Source organism: Sphingomonas sp. S6 (assembly GCF_043498045.1).
Classification (GTDB): domain Bacteria; phylum Pseudomonadota; class Alphaproteobacteria; order Sphingomonadales; family Sphingomonadaceae; genus Sphingomonas.
This window is the reverse complement of the sequence record NZ_JBIEOE010000005.1, coordinates 192,907-209,066: the sequence shown is the minus strand read 5'-3', so window position 1 is coordinate 209,066 and position 16,160 is coordinate 192,907. Positions and strand designations below refer to the sequence as shown.

Sequence of the window (16,160 nt, the reverse complement as noted above, 5' to 3'; positions counted from 1 at the left end):
CGGACAAGCGAGACGACCCATGGACTATATCAAGCTCGGCAATACCGGCCTCGACGTGTCGCGCCTGTGCCTCGGCTGCATGACCTATGGCATCCCCGATCGCGGTAATCACGCCTGGACGCTCGACGAGGAGATGAGCCGGCCACTGCTGCGCCAGGCGGTAGAGGCCGGGATCAACTTCTTCGACACGGCGAACGTCTATTCGGACGGGACATCGGAGGAGATCGTCGGCCGAGCGCTGAGGGACTTCACACGGCGTGACGAGGTGGTGATCGCGACCAAGGTTCATGGCCGGATGCGCCCCGGTCCGAACGGCGCAGGCCTTAGCCGCAAGGCGATCATGACGGAGATCGATGCCAGCCTCACCCGGCTCGGCACCGATTATGTCGACCTCTACCAGATCCACCGCTTCGACCATGACGTGCCGATCGAGGAAACGCTGGAGGCGCTGCACGACGTCGTGAAGGCGGGCAAGGCGCGCTACATCGGTGCCTCGTCGATGTTCGCCTGGCAGTTTGCGACGATGCTCCACGTCGCCGAGGCGCACGGCTGGACGCGCTTTTCGACCATGCAGAATTACGTCAATCTGCTCTACCGCGAGGAAGAGCGCGAGATGCTGCCGCTGTGCGCGGCAGAGGGGATCGGCGTGATCCCGTGGAGCCCGCTGGCGCGCGGACGGCTGACGCGCGACTGGGACGAAACCACCGCCCGCTCGGACACCGACGAATTCGGCCGAACACTCTATGCGGCGACGCAGGAGGCGGATCGCAAGGTAGTCGAAGCGGTCGCGGCGGTCGCTGCCGAGCGCGGTGTGCCCCGTGCGCAAATCGCGCTCGCGTGGGTGCTCGCCAAGCCCGAGGTGTCGGCACCGATCGTCGGCGCGTCCAAGCCGGGGCACCTCGACGACGCCATCGCGGCACTCGACCTGGAGTTGTCGGACGACGAAATCGCCCGGCTAGAGGCGCCGTACGTGCCGCATGCGGTGGTCGGCTTCTCGTGACCGAAGCTGCGGGCGGATCGACAGGGGTCCGCTGAAACGCCTATTCCTAAGTCGGCCGGTTCAGCGCGGCGATACCGTCGCCGACCGGCCGGCCCGGTAATCAGCCGCGCAACCAATTGGCCGTGATCTCACCCCTATGCCCCTCCGGCGCCAGCACGGCGCGCAGGGCCTCCAACAAGGGCGGCAGCGCCTGGGTGAAGGCGTAAGGCGGATTGACAATGAACAGGCCGGCGCCGTTGTAGATGCCGGGCTGATCCTCGTCGTACAGCCAATGCTCCACCGTCAGGAATTTCGGGATGGCGAGCCTGTGCAGCTGCTCTTTCCACCGCGAATGCGTGGCGCGGTCTTTCAGCGGATACCAGATGACGGTCACGCCATGCGCCCATTTGCGGTGAGCGGCGGCAAGGGTGGTGACGATACGGTCGCGTTCGTCGGTCTGCTCATAGGGCGGGTCGATCACCACCACGCCGCGTGCGGTGCGGGGCGGCACCACCGCCAGCCAGAATTCATAGGCGTCGCGCTCGTGCACGGCCGCGGGCGTATCGCGCATCGCCCGACGTAGCGTGCGGACATCCTCGGGATGTTTCTCGTTCAGGATCAGGAAGTCCTGCGGGCGCAGCAGCTGCGCCAGAAACCGCGGCGACCCGGGGTAGAGGTTTGGCTCGGCCGCGACATTCACCGCCTGTACGGCGCCACGATAGTCGTCCAGCATCGGGTTCTGATCGGCAAAGGCCCGCAGCACGCCGTGCGCGGATTCGCCAGTGCGCTGGGCATCATCACCGAACAGGTCGTACAGCCCGCAGCCGGCATGGGTGTCGATCAAGGTCAGCGCGGTCTGTTTCTGCTGCAAGGCCTGTACCAGCGCAATCAACAGGCTGTGCTTGACCACATCGGCGCTGTTGCCCGCATGGAAGGAATGGCGATAATTCACGGCGACTGTAGTTCCTGACGATCCAACCCATACGCGCCGCGACAGGTGGCACCGCGCAAGGCGGCGGATGTAGCCCATCGGGCGCGAATAAAAAGGCGATTGGACCGGCCGCGGGCTACGCACGGCTTTCGCGATCAGGCAGGATCGCGGTCGTGCCCGGCTCGCGTCGACCGGTCAATTGCCCTCGGCATCGACCGAAAACACCACCGGCTTGCCCCGCGACGTCGGCTCCCAACCCGCCGACAGAGCGGCACGCACGCATCGCGAGATCGTCGCGTCATCCAGCTGGAGACGACCGCGCGGCAAGCCCTTCAACAGCCGCTTGGGCGGCGGAAATTCCACCCAGGCTTCGCGCTTGGCATCGCGTTGCAGCAGTGCGATCGTCATGCCCTTCCACCCTTCGTCGTCCGACTGATGCGGTTCGCGTTGCAGGTGCCATTCATAGGTGGCGCCGTCGACCATGACGACGCCGTCGGTGTTATGCGATTTGGACATGCTGGCGGCTCTAGCATGCATTCCCGGTCAGGGCACGGGTGGCCGGTGTGCGGGTACGCGGCGCCCATTGGCGAGGATCGCTCTGATGAATGCGACCCGCGCCACACCGCCTCGGGCAACGTCGATCAGGATCGCCTCGCGTCCCTCTTATGATGCCGGGTGACGCGGACGTCGCCATCGACTATATCCGTGGCGAAACCGAAGGAGCCATGACCATGAATGACCGGAAGATCAGCGCCACCCGCCCTGCCCTTTCCGTCTGCCGTGGTCTCTATGTCGAGCTTTCTCACCCTTTCCAATCTCTCCGCCGCCACGCCTGACGGCCGACCGCTCTTCCATGATCTGACCTTATCAGTCGGTGCGGAGCGCATCGGCCTGGTCGGACGCAACGGATCGGGCAAATCGACGCTGCTGCACATCATCGCAGGCGACGCACTTCCCCTGTCCGGCACAATCCGCCGCACGGGCACGGTCGGCCAGCTCGCCCAGCTTTGGCACGAGGGAGATAGCGTCGCCGAAGCGCTTGCCGTCCACGAACCGCTGTCGATCCTGACCAGGATCGAAACCGGGGATGGCACCGCCGCGGACTTCGACGCCGCCGACTGGACGCTGCCGGTGACGATCGACGCCGCGCTCGCCGATGTCGGCCTCGACGGCACCGCCTTGGAGCGTCCGATGGGAAGCCTGTCCGGCGGCGAGCGGACGCGGATCGGCATGGCCCGGCTGGCGATCGCCAAGCCCGACCTGTTGCTGCTCGACGAACCGACCAACAATCTCGACGCCGAAGGCCGGGCCGCCATCGAGCACTGGATTGCCGGCTGGCGCGGCGGCCTGTTGGTCGCCAGCCACGATCGCGCGCTGCTCGAAACCATGGACCGCATCGTCGAGCTCAGCCCAATTGGCAATCGCATCGTCGGCGGCGGCTGGTCGGCCTTCGCGGCGGCACGCGATGCCGAACGCGCGCTCGCAGAGGCTGAACGGACCCGCACCGATGCCGCCCTTCGCACCACCCGCCTTGCCGCGCAGTCCGCGCGCGAGGCCAAGGACCGACGCGACAAGGCCGGGCGCGCCTTCGCCGCCAAGGGGTCGGAGCCGAAGATCCTGCTCGGCCGCCAAGCCGAGCGCGCAGAGAACAGCAGTGGGCATGGCCGCCGCCTCGCCGAAAGGCAGATCGAGGAGGCCGTGCAAGCCCGCGCATCCGCCCAGACGCGGGTCGAGGTGCTGACACCGCTGACGATCGACCTCCCCGCCACCGGCCTCCCGTCGCAGGCCGAGATACTATCGATCGAGCGCGCGACCGTCGCATATGGCGACCGACAGTTCGGACCATGGTCGCTGACGATACGCGGCGCCGAGCGTGTCGCGCTGACCGGCCGCAACGGTGCGGGCAAATCCACCCTGCTCCGCCTCGCCAAGGGCGAGCTAGCGCCGGCCAGCGGTAGTGTTCGCCGACGCGCCGATCGGATCGCGATGCTCGACCAGCATGTCGGCCTGCTGGACGCCGCCGACACTATTGTTGGCAACCTGCGCCGCCTCCACCCCACGTTGGACGAGGAAGCCGTCTATGCCGCCTGCGCACGCTTCGCCTTTCGCAACCGCGACGCCCAGCGGATCGTCGACACGCTGTCCGGCGGGGAGCGACTGCGCGCGGGATTGGCCGCCGCGCTTTCCGGACCGCAGCCGCCCTGGCTGCTCATCCTCGACGAGCCGACCAACCATCTCGACATCGAGTCGATCGAGGTTCTGGAACGCGCACTGCAAGGGTTCGACGGGGCGCTGCTCGTGGTCAGCCACGACGATCGCTTCCTGAACGCGATCGGCATCGAGCGGTCCGTGCCCGCTTAGGCCGTCACCTGTTCCACGAGACTATCGGCGAGCCCCACCGCGCTCAAAGGGCGTAGAGGATTACCGGTACGACCACGCCCGCGACGAGCATGATGATCGCCTCTCGCCGCGTCGTGCGCAGGTAAAGCGCGATCGCGCACCCCGAGATCGCCGAGATTGCCAAAGCGATCGCCATCAGGACGACGAACAGACGCAACACGATATGCTCGCGTGGTGCCGGGGACGCTGGTCCGACCGATGCCGGAGCCACGACCGCCGCGGGTGGCTTGGGCTTCGACAGCCGCTGGTGCTTGTGCAGGCTCGCCGCCGCGGCCAGCCAGGCGGGAACCGGCCCATGCTTGGCTTCGTGCAGCTCCAGCGTCTGGAGCGCGCCCGTTACGGCAAAGAACAGGATCGCGGGGGTAAAGAACAGGCCGATCAGCCGGTGATAACGACGCAGGGTACGCGCCCACTGGCCGCGCGGCCGGGGAGAAGAGGAGGGAATGGCCATGAGGTTCCTTGAAAGAGTGGCCGAGACGACCCGCGCCGTCCCGGCCCGGCATCAGAAGCCCGCGCCGAGCGTCAGGCGGATGGTGCGCGGCGTGCCGACGTACAGATGCGTCTCGCCCCCTGTCGCCCAATAGGTCTTGTCGAGCAGATTGTCGGCGGTCACCCGGACGGTGATCGCATGGGCGTCCGCGCGGGTCAGGCGATACGCCGCACCCAGGCTGACCGTGGCATAGCCGGGCAGGAAGACCCGGTCCTGCAGATCGTCGGACCGACGGCCGGTATAATAGACCCCGCCGTTCAATTCGGCGCCCTCCAGCCACTGCGGGCGGTAGGCCAGGAAGGCCGACCCGGCATAGCGCGGCGCGTTGATGACATGGCGGTTGTTCTGCGCCGCGACGCTGGTCTTCACCTGCACCGCATCGAGAAACTGCCACGACACCGCCCCCGTCAGCGCGGGCAGGATGCGCCCCTGGAACGACGCCTCCACACCCCGGAACCGGGCGCGGCCGTCGCTGACGAAGACGTTGCTGGCATCGACATAGGTGGAGGGCCGGTCGATGTCGAAATAGGCCAGGCTGGCGGTCGCCCCGGCGGCGTCGGCCTTGACCCCGACCTCCTTCTGGCGGCTGACCAGCGGCGGCAGGATCGCGCCCGCATTGGCGGCGGTCAGCGGCGCGGTGCCCGCACTCTCCAACCCCTCGACGTACGAGGCATAGAGGCTGGCCTGGCGAACCGGATGGACGATCACCGCAACCATCGGCGACACCTTGTTCAGTTGGAACGGCGCGCTACCGACCTTTTCCACGCGGAAGTCGGACTGACGCACCCCGCCGATCACGGTCAGCGCGTCACCGACATGCGCGGTGTCCATCAGGTAGAAACCCTTGTCGTCGGTATATTGCTTGAAGGCCGCCGACTTGGGCGTGAACTTCAAGTCCGAGGTCGGGACGGCAGGCGGCACGAAATAGTTGCTGACCCCGGTAAAGCTGCTGGTCGCGGCGGCCCCTTCCCAAAGATGGTTGGCCGCATAGCCGGCCAGTATGTCCTGGCGCAGGATGCCGGTGGCAATGACGCCGTTGATCTCGGCGCGGACGCTATTGTTGCCGAAATCCTCGCTGGGGCTGACATAGCCGATCAGCGTCGCGGCACCGGTCGTATAGTTGGTCGGGTTGATGTCGACGATCCAGCGGCTGCGATGCAGTCGCGCGATGCCGCCGTCGACATGGACCGACCAGGTGTCATCGATCCGGTAGTTGAGCCGCGCCAGACCATTGGTCACGCGCCCGAAATAGGCGGCATCGCCGGGGGCGAAGCGGAGATGCGGGTCGGGATAGGGCGGCAGGGTCACGGTACCGCCGATGCCCTTCACGGCGCCGACCGGCCCCGGCAGCATGACCGCACCGGGCTCGACCATCTTGCGCTCGTAGTGCTCGATATCGAATTGCAGCGACAGCCGGTCGGTCGGTCGCACGTCGAAGGCGCCGCTGGTCAGCCAGCGATAGCCCCTCACGCCGTTGAAGGGCGTTTCTAGATGCGCCGCATAGCCGTTCAGCCGCATCCCGAACTGGCCGTTGCTGCCGAACAACCGCCCGATATCTGCACCGATGCCATACGTTCCCTCGACATCGGTATCGACGCGAAAGTCCGTAACTGGATCGCGGCCGGCCCGCTTGGTGACCATGTTGACGATCACCGACGGGCTGGTGAAGCCGTAATAGAGCGCAGACACGCCCTTCAGCGCCTCGACCCGTTCCTTGTTCTCGATCGGGATCGGCAGATAGTTGATGATCGGCAGCGTGCCGTTCAGGCGGAAGTTGGTACGTGGATTGGCAACGACGCCGCGCGCGGCATAGCTGTTGGCGGTCAGCGGGCTGTTCCCCTGCTGGGTAATGCCCGCGACGTTGCGCAGCGCATCGTCCAGCCCGCGTGCGTCCTGCGCCCGCAGCAGGCTGCTGTCGATCACCGTCACGGTCAGCGGCGTGTCGAGCAGCGACTGGTTGCGGAATGCGCCGACCTGCGTCTCGGTCGGAGCCGCGCCCTTGTCGCGGTGGCCGGTGACCAGGATGTCGCCGTCCTTTGCAAAGCCGGTCTGCGGGTCGGGATCGACAGGATCGGCCCAGGCCGCCGATGGCGTCGCGAGCGTCAGGATCGACGTCAAAAGGATAGCGTTGCGATACCGGCGCATTCGCCGGCCGCTCTGGCCGTTCGTCATGATGATTGCCCCTCAAGCTGTGTTGCCGGGGCCGCTAAGCCTGCGTCATGTCACTTCTGTTGCAAAGCGAATAGGTTGGGAAAATGTATAGGAACCGCACGCGACCTCAGTCGTGCGGCGCGCCCTCGACTTTGAGGCGAAGGACGGCGCACAGCCCCGGCCCGGCATCCTCCAGCGTCAGGGTCATGCGATGCATTTCCGCAATCGCCGCGACCAGGCTCAGCCCCAATCCATGCCCCGGCGTCGCCCGGCTGGCGTCGAGTCGGATAAAGCGCTGGAGCACACGCACCCGATCCGCAGCGGGGATGCCCGGCCCGTCGTCCCGCACCGACAGCAGGATCGCGTCCTCCCCCTGGTCCAGCGTCACGAACACGCGGGTTTCAGGCGGGGTATGGATCGCGGCATTCTCGATCAGATTGACGAGCGCCTGCGCCAGCAACTGCCGATCGCCGACGATGGCCACGCCCTGTGCCACCGCCCAGTCCAACCGCCGCCCGCCATCGCGCAGCGCGGGCTCGTAGCTTTCGCACATGTCCTCGACCAGCGCCGACAGGTCGATCAGCCCGAAGCCGCGCCGCCCGCCACCCGCTTCGATCTCCGAGATGCGCAGCAGCGCTGCGAAGAGGTCGAGCACATCGTCCGCCTGTGCGACGATTGATGCCAGTCGTGCGCGGCCTCTGTCCGATCCGTCCCACTCACCAGCCGCCCGCTCAGCCTCGACCCGCAACCGGGTCAGCGGCGTGCGCAGGTCGTGTGCGATGTCGCTCGACACCTGCCGCAGATTGCCGATCAAGGCGCTGATACGATCCAGCATCGCATTGAGGACCGTGGCCAGGCGGTCGAACTCGTCATCGCCCTTGATCGGCATCCGCCGCTCCAGTCTGCCGACCATGATCGCGCGTGCGGTATCGGCCATCGCCTCCAGTCGGCGGCGCAGATACCCGCTCAGCAGCAGCGCGCTGGCGATGCCCAACATGGCGACGGCCAGCCCCTGGAACACGAACAGCCGGGTGATCGGCGCGGCCGCCGCCCCGACGGCATCTCCGGCGGAGGCGATGACGACGGTCGATCCGTCACCGAGCCGAACCGAGAAGATCCGCGCCGGTATGGGGGCGATATGGCGGAGATGTAGCATGACCTGGCGCCATCCCGGCGGCTCGACTGCGAGAACCGCCGCCCCTGCAATCCGGTGGCCATCGCGGGCGAACACGGCACGCAGCAGATCGGGCATCATGTCGGCCCGCTGTGCCATCGCCCCCACCAGCCCGACACGGCCGCCCTTGCGAAAATGATGGACCAGACTGCGCGCGTCGTCGGTGATCCGCTGGTCGACCTGTCGCTGCACCGTGACGTGGAAGGCGTGGACCACCAGCCCGCCGAGCAACGCGGTGGCAAACAGGATGGCGGCGGAATGGATCAGCGCGATCCGCAGCGTCCCCGTATGCCGCCACCGCAGCAGCCGATCAAACCCCATCGCGCATCCGATAGCCGGCGCCGCGCACCGTCTCGATCGCCTCACCGCAACCCGCATCGGTAAGGCGCGTGCGCAAGCGGCTCAGGTGCGTCTCGACGATGTTGGTGCGGGGATCGAAGTGCAGCTTCCACACGCTTTCGAGCAGCATGGTGCGGGTCACCAGCTTCCCTTGCGCCCGCAGCAGTTCCTCCAGCAACCGGAACTCGCGCGGCTGCATTGGAACCGCCGTCCCCTGCCAGCGAACCACGCGGTCGAGCAAATCCAGCGTCAATCCGCCCCAACCCAGCGAAACTTCGGGACCATCCTCGTCCTTCTTGGCCGCCCATCTCCGCCCCAGCGCGTTGATCCGCGCGGTCAGCTCTGGCAGTGCGAAGGGCTTGACCAGATAATCGTCCGCCCCCGCCTCCAGCCCCTCGACCCGATCTTCGATCGCGCCGAGCGCCGTCAGCATCAGGACAGGCAGATGCCGGTCGCGCCGCCGGATGGCGGCCAACACGCTCATCCCGTCACCGTCCGGCATCAGCCGGTCCAGCACCGCCAGATCGAACGGCTCAGCCTCCAACAGCGTCAGCGCATCACGGCCGGTCGACGCGATCCGGACATAATGCCCCGCCGAACCGAGTCCGACGCCGATATTCTCTGCGGTGGTCGCATCATCCTCCGCCAGCAGGATTTTCATCAGCTGCTAAGCCCCGTCGCCAGAACCGCGCGATAGACAATGGCGAGTAGCAGGCGTGATGGCGGCATGGACCTGGAAACAGCGAGACAGGGAACGGCAATCGCGAAACCTCTTCGACGATCACGGCAAGGGCGACGGCGCCCCTAAAGTCTGTTGATGACCGCGACATGACGGTGCCCGCACCAGTCGTCGTCCGCGCGCGCCCATCGGCGCCGTCTGCCGAAGCCTTCCCTGCGGGCACTGCCACTGGCTAACGCTGGCAGCGGTCCCAGCAGTAGCGGTAGCGCAACTCGGCGGTGCCGCCTGGCGCAACGATCACCCTCCACGTCGGCGCGCCGTCGACGATCGGCAGCGTCGCGTCGATCGCCTCGATCCGCTGACCGGCGGTGCCGATCGGCACGTCGACCGACGCAGGCGCGACACCGGCGTTGGTCAGCACCACGCGCATGATGTCGGCAGAGATACGCTCCTGCATGACCGTCACCTGCGTGCTGATGCCTGCGGAAATGCGAAAGGACTCCCCTTCAGCACGGTCCGTCAACGCGCCCTGACCGAGCAGCAGCCGCTCGCCGTTGCGCGCGGCATAGACCGCGGTGCTGCCCGCCGGCAGCGGCAGCCCGAGACCGGCGTCACGACGATTGCGCAGCGCGAGGACGATGCGCGTCGGCGCGCTCGCGACGGGTTGTCCGGGATAGAGACGGACGCGATACCGCCGATCGAAGGGAACGCCGGCGCGGGACAAGAGCGCGACCTGCTTCTGCGCGCGCGGCGCGACGGTGACACGCATCGGCACCCTGTAGAGCTTGAGGTCGCCGAGGTTCTCCGGTGCCGGCGGTGCCGGTGCCGGCTCCGGTGCCGGCGGCGGCGGCGGCGGAGGCGGCGCTGCCATTCGCGAACCGGTGACGACGATGTCGTCGGCCTCCTCGAACGTCTCCTCAGGCAGATCGGACGTCGTCGTGCCGAGCGGATAGCAGGACAGCGACAGCGCGGCGACAGCCCGCTCGAGCCCCGGCGTCCATACGCGGTTGAGCCTGCCCGCGACCGCACTGAGCTGCGCGTCGGGGAAGCGCTCGGGATTGGCGTTGGCGAGCGTCAGCCAGGCGAACAGGTCGAGCGTACGACCGTCGGGCGCGACGGTGGCGACATAGCTCGAACGCCAGTCGAAGCCGCTGGCGAGGTAGCTCAGCTTCACGGTGACGGTGCGCGCTACCGGGCTGACCGTCGAGACACTGAGCACGGGCTTCGCCGAAAGTCCGCCGGGCACGCCGGCGAAGCTCAGTCGTTCGGGCAAGCCCGAACAGCGCAGCGTCTCGATCCCGGCGCGCGTCTTCAGCACGACGCCTTTCGCAGGGCCGGCGATGATCGTCGCCTGTTCGGAGACACGGCGGCCGGTGGCGCGATCCGTGCGCGTCAGCGTCACGGTGCGGCCAAGCGTACCGTCGACCAGCGCGGCAGGCGACAACAGGCGCGCATCGCGGTTCTTTTCGAGGACGCCACCGGGCAACCCCTCGACCACCGCACTCACCGGTACGATGCCCTCGGCAACGCCCTCAAAGCGCAGGGTCGATGCGCCTTTCGGCACGGCGATACGGCGGGTTTCGGTGACCAGCGCGAAGCCTTGCAGATAGCCGAGGTTCATCGCGCCTCGGCCGTAGGGCGAGCGGTAGACGGTCAGTGCGACTGTTGCGGGCGCCGGCGACGTCACGACGCCCGGTATCGCAGGCAGAGGTGCGGCGCCGATCGCGATGAGCGCCGGCAAAACCGTCAGCAGCGCGCGCATCAGTAGCGCGTATCGAAGGTCGCGGTGACCACCGCCTCCCCATTGGCGGGAACCGGCACCTGCCATGTCGCGCTGCCGGCATTGGGTCGATCGCTCTTGCGGCTCTCCTCGGTGATCCGCGTGTCGGACCAGTCGAGGCCCGACTGCACCAGTTCGACCGTCACGGCGCGCGGCCGCGCATTGGTCAGCGTGTAGCGCATACGCGTCCGCCACCGGTCGCTGCCGAGCCGGGTGCGTTCGACCACGGTCGGCTGCACCTTCACGTCGAAGGCATCGCCGGTCGGCAGCGCGATGGTGGAGCCTTGCGGCGTGTGTTCGATGCGGTTCTCGCCGGTAAATTGCGGCTGGCCACGCGCGTCGCGGATGTAGACGCGCACCGTGCCCGCGGGCAGCGCATCACCAACCCCGCCGGCGCCGCCGCGATTGGAGAAGCGGAGCACGCTCTGCGCGCTGCGCGGGGCGTCCGCCGTGCCGAGCCAGCCGTTGTCGAAGCGATAGCCCGAGCTGGCGGCGACGCCCTTCACGTCGAGGAAGCTGACCTGCTTGGTCTGCTTGTCCGCGATCGTGGTCCGCTCGGCGAGCGGATAGAGGTAATAGTCGCCAAGCTGCTCGCGCGCCGACGTCTCGCTGCCGGCCTGGGTGCGCACCGGCCGCCGCGGACGAACCGGGGCATCGTGCTCGTCGTTCGCGCTGCCCACCTCGCCTGCGACGAGCAGGGTTTTGGCATTGGTGAAGGTGGTGCCGCTCGTGTTGCGCAGCGTTACCCAGCCCTGCACGTCGATCGTGCCAGCCTTGTCGTCGAACAGCGCGACGTAATCGGCGCTCCAGCCGAGGCCGCGGGTGAGATAGGACAGCGTCCCAGGCCGCGATCCCGGTCGTGCACTGGCCAGCGTCACCGACAAGGTCGGGCGTGCGCGCAGCGATTCCGGCACGCGGTCGAACACCGCACGTACCGGCAGGCCGTCGTCGCGCAGCACCTCGATCCGCCCATTGATGTCGAGGACGACACCGCCGTTCACCGCCAGCACCCGCGCGCGCTCGCGCGTTTCGGCACCGGTGGCGGGGTTGGTGCGGACGAGCGTGATCGTCTCGCCCACCGCCTTCTCCATCAGGCTCGACGGGCTGAGCAGATCATAGTCAAAATTCTGTTCGACGATGCCGGCGTCAGGCATCGTGAGCGATACCGTCTCGGGTCGGATCTGGGCGCTGACATCGGGGAAGGACTGACGGACGCGCCCCGCGGCGAGGTTGAGCTGGCGAACGTCCTGCACCAGCGCGACGTCGCCATTGTAGATCGTGACCGACACGTCGCCCTGCGCGCTACCCGCTCCCGGGACAGCGGCCGGTGGCGGGACGGTCGTCGGGGATACCTGCGCGACCGCGTTCGTCGGTAGGGCGAGCAGGCCAGCGATCATCCACCCGTTACGCATGTCTCGTCTCCCCCGGCGCTTATCCGCGGAGCATGCGATGGCGCCGGCGCCGGCGCAACGCGTAAACGTCAGGGGATAGCGTCGCCGGCATGACGGGGAAGCAAGGCGGTCACCCGGTTGCGACCCGAACCCGACATTCGTGCCCGCTTCCCAATGGCGGTCGCCCCTTAATCACCCCGGCGCTCCACGCTAACTCAGCCGCGTTTTCTCCGCCGTGATCCGTTCGATCAGCCGTGCGGCAACCGTCGCGCGGATCGGTTCCCCGGCGGCGATCTTGCGCCAAGTGTTATAGCTGATGCCGAAACGCGGCTGGAGCGCTTCGTCGGTGCGACCGGGGCATTGCGCGACGATATGGTCGACGATTTCGCCGGGTAACGTGCACATGCCCATCACGCACCATCCCGGCTGGCGGCGGCCGTGGCTTTGTGGCCGGCGATCGCCTGATCGATGTCGGCGCTCAGGCAATTACGCCATTCGGCGTCATAGCGGATCACCCCCTCGCGTCCGACGACATAGGGGTTGGGCTCGCCAGCGCGGCGGCGTTGCAACGCGGCGACGCGGGTGAGACCATCGTCGCCCACGGTGTGGTTCGACAACACCACATCTGCCTGCATACGGTCGGTGTAATCGGCGAAATGGTCGAGCGAATGGCGAAAGGTCATCAGCGACGCGACGTCGCGCGGCGATCCCTGCCCACCGAACAGCGACGCCATATGCGGCACGCCATGATCGCTGACCGGGAACAGCAGCGATATCGTGCCCGGCGTGTGCCCCGGCGTCAGCAGTGCGGTCACCGAGCGACCGCCCAAGGTGATGACCTGCCCGTCCTCGATGAAGAAATCGTCCGCCGCCTTGACCGGCAGCGTCCCCATCGTCGGCTTGCCGGTCCAATCCGCACGGCTCATCCCGATCTTCGCGCCCGACAAGGCCTTCAGATACGCAGCACCGCCGAAGTGGTCGAAATGATTGTGCGTGATGACGATGATGCGGATCCGCTTAGGGTCGAGGCCCAGCGTCTTCATATTGGCCACGATGACGTCGCGCGCATCCGCCTCGCTGGTCAACGCGTCGAGCAGCAGGATGCCGTCATCGGTATCGATCGCCCAGATGTTGTTCTCGGCGGTGCCGATCGAATAGACGCGATCGAACACCTCGATCGGCTTGGGCGCAGGGGCTTTCAGCGGGCGTCGTTCGCGCACCGCCTGGCAACGATAATAGAGCGTCACGGGCCAGAGCTTGCCGCCCGCCTCCGCAGCGAGATCGGCATAAGCGCGCGCGCCGGGCGCCGTATAGCCGCCGATCCGCCGCATCTCCTCGACCGTGTGGATTTCGGGGCGTCCGCCGTTGGGCGATGCGGCGCGATCCTGCGCCAGCGTCGGCGCGGCGAGCAAGGCCGCGGCGAGCAGCATAGGCCGGGTCTTCATGAGCGCTCTCCTGCGAATGTATCGATATCCGGGCCGGTCATGCGACGACAACCGCATGGGCGCGCGCCTGCCGACCGACGATCAGCACCGCGACGGCGCTCCCCACCGTCAGCACCGCCAGCGGCAGCAGCGCGAGCATATGGCTGCCGGTACGGTCGTGGATCAGTCCGTAGACGTTCACCATCAGCCCGCCGCCGATCAGGTTGGACGTCGCGTTGATCGCGGCGATCCCCGCCGCGGCGGTGCCGGCGGACAGCCAGCTTGAGGCCATGCTCCAGAACGGTCCCTTGAAGCAGTAGGCGCCCATCAGCACGAAGGTGAGCAGCAGCACTGTCGGCGCGAGGCCGGTCAGCGCGAACGTGCCGAGCACGCCCACCGCGATCAGCAGCAGCGGCAGCGCGGTATGCCAGCGCCGCTCGCCCGTGGCATCGGAATGCCGCCCCCACACGATCATCGCGATCGACGCAATCCCGTAGGGGATCGAATTGACCAGACCGGTCTGAACGTTGGTCAGCCCATAGGACTTGAGCAACTGCGGCTGCCATACCCCCAGCACGCTGCCCGCAGCCGACGCACCGCAGCAGGCCAGCACCATCGCCCAGAACGCCGGGGTGCGGATCAGCCCCCAGGCGGATCCATGCACCATCGGCCGGCCGTCGCTTGGCGCGACGGTGGCGGCCGCCAGCCAGCGCTTCTCGTCCTCGTCCAGCCAATCGGCCTGAGCGGGCCGGTCGGTAAGGACACGCAGGCACGCGAGGCCGAGGAGTACGGTCGGCACGCCTTCGCACAGGAACAGCCACTGCCAGCCATGCAGCCCGCCGAGCCCGTCGAGCGACAGCAGCACGCCGCCCAGCGGCGAACCCACGAAGCTCGACAGGGGAATCGCCACCGCGAACAGCGCCAGCGTCCGCCCGCGATACAGCGGCGGCATCCAATAGGTGAGGTACAGGATCACGCCGGGAAAGAAGCCCGCTTCCGCCGCGCCGAGCAGGAAGCGCATGACGTAGAAGGATTCGACGTTCCACACGAACGCCATCGCGGCGGAGACCATGCCCCAGCTCACCATGATCCGCGCGATCCAGCGCCGTGCGCCGACGCGCTGGAGCATCAGGTTGCTCGGCACTTCCATCAGGAAGTAGGCGACGAAGAACAGGCTGGCGCCGAAGCCGAAGACCGTGCTGCTCAACCCCAGATCGGCGTTCATCTGCAGCGATGCCATGCCGATGTTGGCGCGGTCGATGAACGCGAGCAGGTAACAGAGCATCAGGAACGGCAGCAGCCGCCACGTCACCTTGCGCATGACCCGCGCTTCCAGGGCGTCGGGGGTCCCGTCTGGGCTCGTCATCACCACTTCCTCTCGTTGATCCGCGCGCCCCCTCTTGCGGGTGGACGTCGCGGATCGGTCAGGCGGCCGTCGCGGCCAGCGTATTCACCAGGTTGCGCGGCTCGATCGCCCCCGTCGTCAGATAGGCGGCGATCTGGTCGACCACGCTGATGCCCACCCGAATACGCGCTTCGCGCGTGTTGGCGCCGACGTGCGGGCTGACGACCAGATTGTCGAGCGCCCAGAACGGATGATCCGCCGCCGGCGGTTCGCTGGCGAACGTGTCCAGCCCGGCACCGGCGAGCGGTCCCGATTGCAACGCCTCGACCAGCGCGGTCTCGTCGATCAGCTCGCCGCGCGCCGTGTTGAGCAGGATGCTGCCGGGCCGCATCGCGGCCAGCGCGTCGGCATCGATGAAGCCGCGATTGTCCGGCGTCAGCGGACAGTGCAGGCTGACGATGTCGCTCTGCTCCAGCAACTCGCGCACCGTGGCGCAGCGGATCGTGCCGACTGGGAGCTGCGCGTCGCCCAGGTACGGATCGTAGATCCGCACCGTGCCGCCAAAGGGCGCCAGCAGGTGGAGGAAGGCGCGGCCGATCGCGCCCAGCCCAACCAGGCCGATGCTCTTGCCGGTGATCTCGGTGCCCGCATAGGTCGGCTTGTCCCAATGCCCCTCCCGCACGCGGCGATCGAGCCAGGCGGTCGACCGTGCGGCACTCATCAGCAGCGCCAGCGCCTGTTCGGCGACCGACTGCGCGTTGGCGCCGCCGGCCACTACCACGGGGATGCCCCGCGCCGATGCCGCGGCGCGATCGATGCCGTCGACGCCGACGCCATGTTTGGCGATGATCCGCAATGTCGGGATCCCCTCGATCACCGCGCGCGACACGACGCCCATCCGGACGACGATCGCCTGCGCGCCGATCGCATTGGCTGCGGCGATCATTTCGTCTGCGTCGGCATAGGGCTTGAGAGGAACCAGCGTCAGGCCGTGCTCCGCCGCCGTACGCATGGCCGCGTCGCTCAGCAGCGGTCCGGCGATCAGCGCCGTCATGTCGGTAGCCTGGCTCGTCACGT

14 protein-coding genes are annotated in these 16,160 nt (G+C 67.6%); 2 read left to right on the top strand and 12 right to left on the bottom strand.

The features are described from left to right. Positions 1 to 19: 19 nt before the first annotated feature. Entirely contained in the window at positions 20 to 1,000 is a 981-nt protein-coding gene (locus ACGVWT_RS10840) for an aldo/keto reductase (RefSeq protein ID WP_315462357.1), read from the top strand. 100 nt (positions 1,001 to 1,100) lie between these two features. On the opposite strand, the gene ACGVWT_RS10835 is transcribed toward ACGVWT_RS10840, so the two are convergent. Then, positions 1,101 to 1,931, bottom strand: coding sequence for a 23S rRNA (adenine(2030)-N(6))-methyltransferase RlmJ (locus ACGVWT_RS10835; RefSeq protein WP_315462490.1), 831 nt, complete (start codon positions 1,929 to 1,931; stop codon positions 1,101 to 1,103). A 174-nt stretch (positions 1,932 to 2,105) separates the two neighbouring features. Further along, positions 2,106 to 2,426, bottom strand: a complete 321-nt coding sequence (locus ACGVWT_RS10830; RefSeq protein WP_116461505.1) for a hypothetical protein — start codon at positions 2,424 to 2,426, stop codon at positions 2,106 to 2,108. Between the two features lie 273 nt (positions 2,427 to 2,699). Between ACGVWT_RS10830 and ACGVWT_RS10825 the strand changes: the two genes are divergently transcribed. Next, entirely contained in the window at positions 2,700 to 4,271 is a 1,572-nt protein-coding gene (locus ACGVWT_RS10825) for an ABC-F family ATP-binding cassette domain-containing protein (RefSeq protein ID WP_315462358.1), read from the top strand. Positions 4,272 to 4,314: 43 nt separating this feature from the next. Here the strand turns inward: ACGVWT_RS10825 and ACGVWT_RS10820 are convergent, their stop codons facing one another. The 10 genes from ACGVWT_RS10820 to ACGVWT_RS10775 all read right to left on the bottom strand — a co-directional run bounded on the left by ACGVWT_RS10820 (position 4,315) and on the right by ACGVWT_RS10775 (position 16,158). Beyond that, the gene (locus ACGVWT_RS10820; protein ID WP_315462359.1) at positions 4,315 to 4,761 is read right to left on the bottom strand and encodes a hypothetical protein; all 447 of its coding nucleotides are present in this window, start codon (positions 4,759 to 4,761) and stop codon (positions 4,315 to 4,317) included. Between the two features lie 51 nt (positions 4,762 to 4,812). After that, entirely contained in the window at positions 4,813 to 6,972 is a 2,160-nt protein-coding gene (locus tag ACGVWT_RS10815; protein WP_315462360.1) for a TonB-dependent siderophore receptor, read from the bottom strand. A gap of 106 nt (positions 6,973 to 7,078) precedes the next feature. Beyond that, positions 7,079 to 8,446: a HAMP domain-containing sensor histidine kinase gene (locus ACGVWT_RS10810; protein WP_315462361.1), complete on the bottom strand. Its 1,368-nt coding sequence runs from the start codon at positions 8,444 to 8,446 to the stop codon at positions 7,079 to 7,081. Beyond that, the gene (locus ACGVWT_RS10805; protein ID WP_315462362.1) at positions 8,436 to 9,125 is read right to left on the bottom strand and encodes a response regulator transcription factor; all 690 of its coding nucleotides are present in this window, start codon (positions 9,123 to 9,125) and stop codon (positions 8,436 to 8,438) included. The genes ACGVWT_RS10810 and ACGVWT_RS10805 overlap by 11 nt, the downstream gene beginning before the upstream one ends. A 250-nt stretch (positions 9,126 to 9,375) precedes the next feature. Beyond that, the gene (locus tag ACGVWT_RS10800; RefSeq protein ID WP_315462363.1) at positions 9,376 to 10,905 is read right to left on the bottom strand and encodes a DUF4139 domain-containing protein; all 1,530 of its coding nucleotides are present in this window, start codon (positions 10,903 to 10,905) and stop codon (positions 9,376 to 9,378) included. Beyond that, positions 10,905 to 12,335, bottom strand: coding sequence for a DUF4139 domain-containing protein (locus tag ACGVWT_RS10795; RefSeq protein ID WP_315462364.1), 1,431 nt, complete (start codon positions 12,333 to 12,335; stop codon positions 10,905 to 10,907). Before ACGVWT_RS10795 ends, ACGVWT_RS10800 begins: the two co-directional genes overlap by 1 nt. A gap of 189 nt (positions 12,336 to 12,524) precedes the next feature. Continuing rightward, positions 12,525 to 12,719 carry a hypothetical protein gene (locus ACGVWT_RS10790; RefSeq protein WP_315462365.1) on the bottom strand — a complete coding sequence of 65 codons (195 nt, stop codon included), beginning with the start codon at positions 12,717 to 12,719 and terminating at the stop codon, positions 12,525 to 12,527. A gap of 5 nt (positions 12,720 to 12,724) precedes the next feature. Further along, entirely contained in the window at positions 12,725 to 13,759 is a 1,035-nt protein-coding gene (locus ACGVWT_RS10785) for an MBL fold metallo-hydrolase (RefSeq protein ID WP_315462366.1), read from the bottom strand. 37 nt (positions 13,760 to 13,796) lie between these two features. Beyond that, the gene (locus ACGVWT_RS10780) at positions 13,797 to 15,104 is read right to left on the bottom strand and encodes an MFS transporter (RefSeq protein WP_315462367.1); all 1,308 of its coding nucleotides are present in this window, start codon (positions 15,102 to 15,104) and stop codon (positions 13,797 to 13,799) included. A 58-nt stretch (positions 15,105 to 15,162) separates the two neighbouring features. Continuing rightward, complete coding sequence (locus tag ACGVWT_RS10775) at positions 15,163 to 16,158, bottom strand: hydroxyacid dehydrogenase (protein WP_315462368.1); 996 nt, start codon at positions 16,156 to 16,158, stop codon at positions 15,163 to 15,165. Between the last annotated feature and the right edge of the window lie 2 nt (positions 16,159 to 16,160).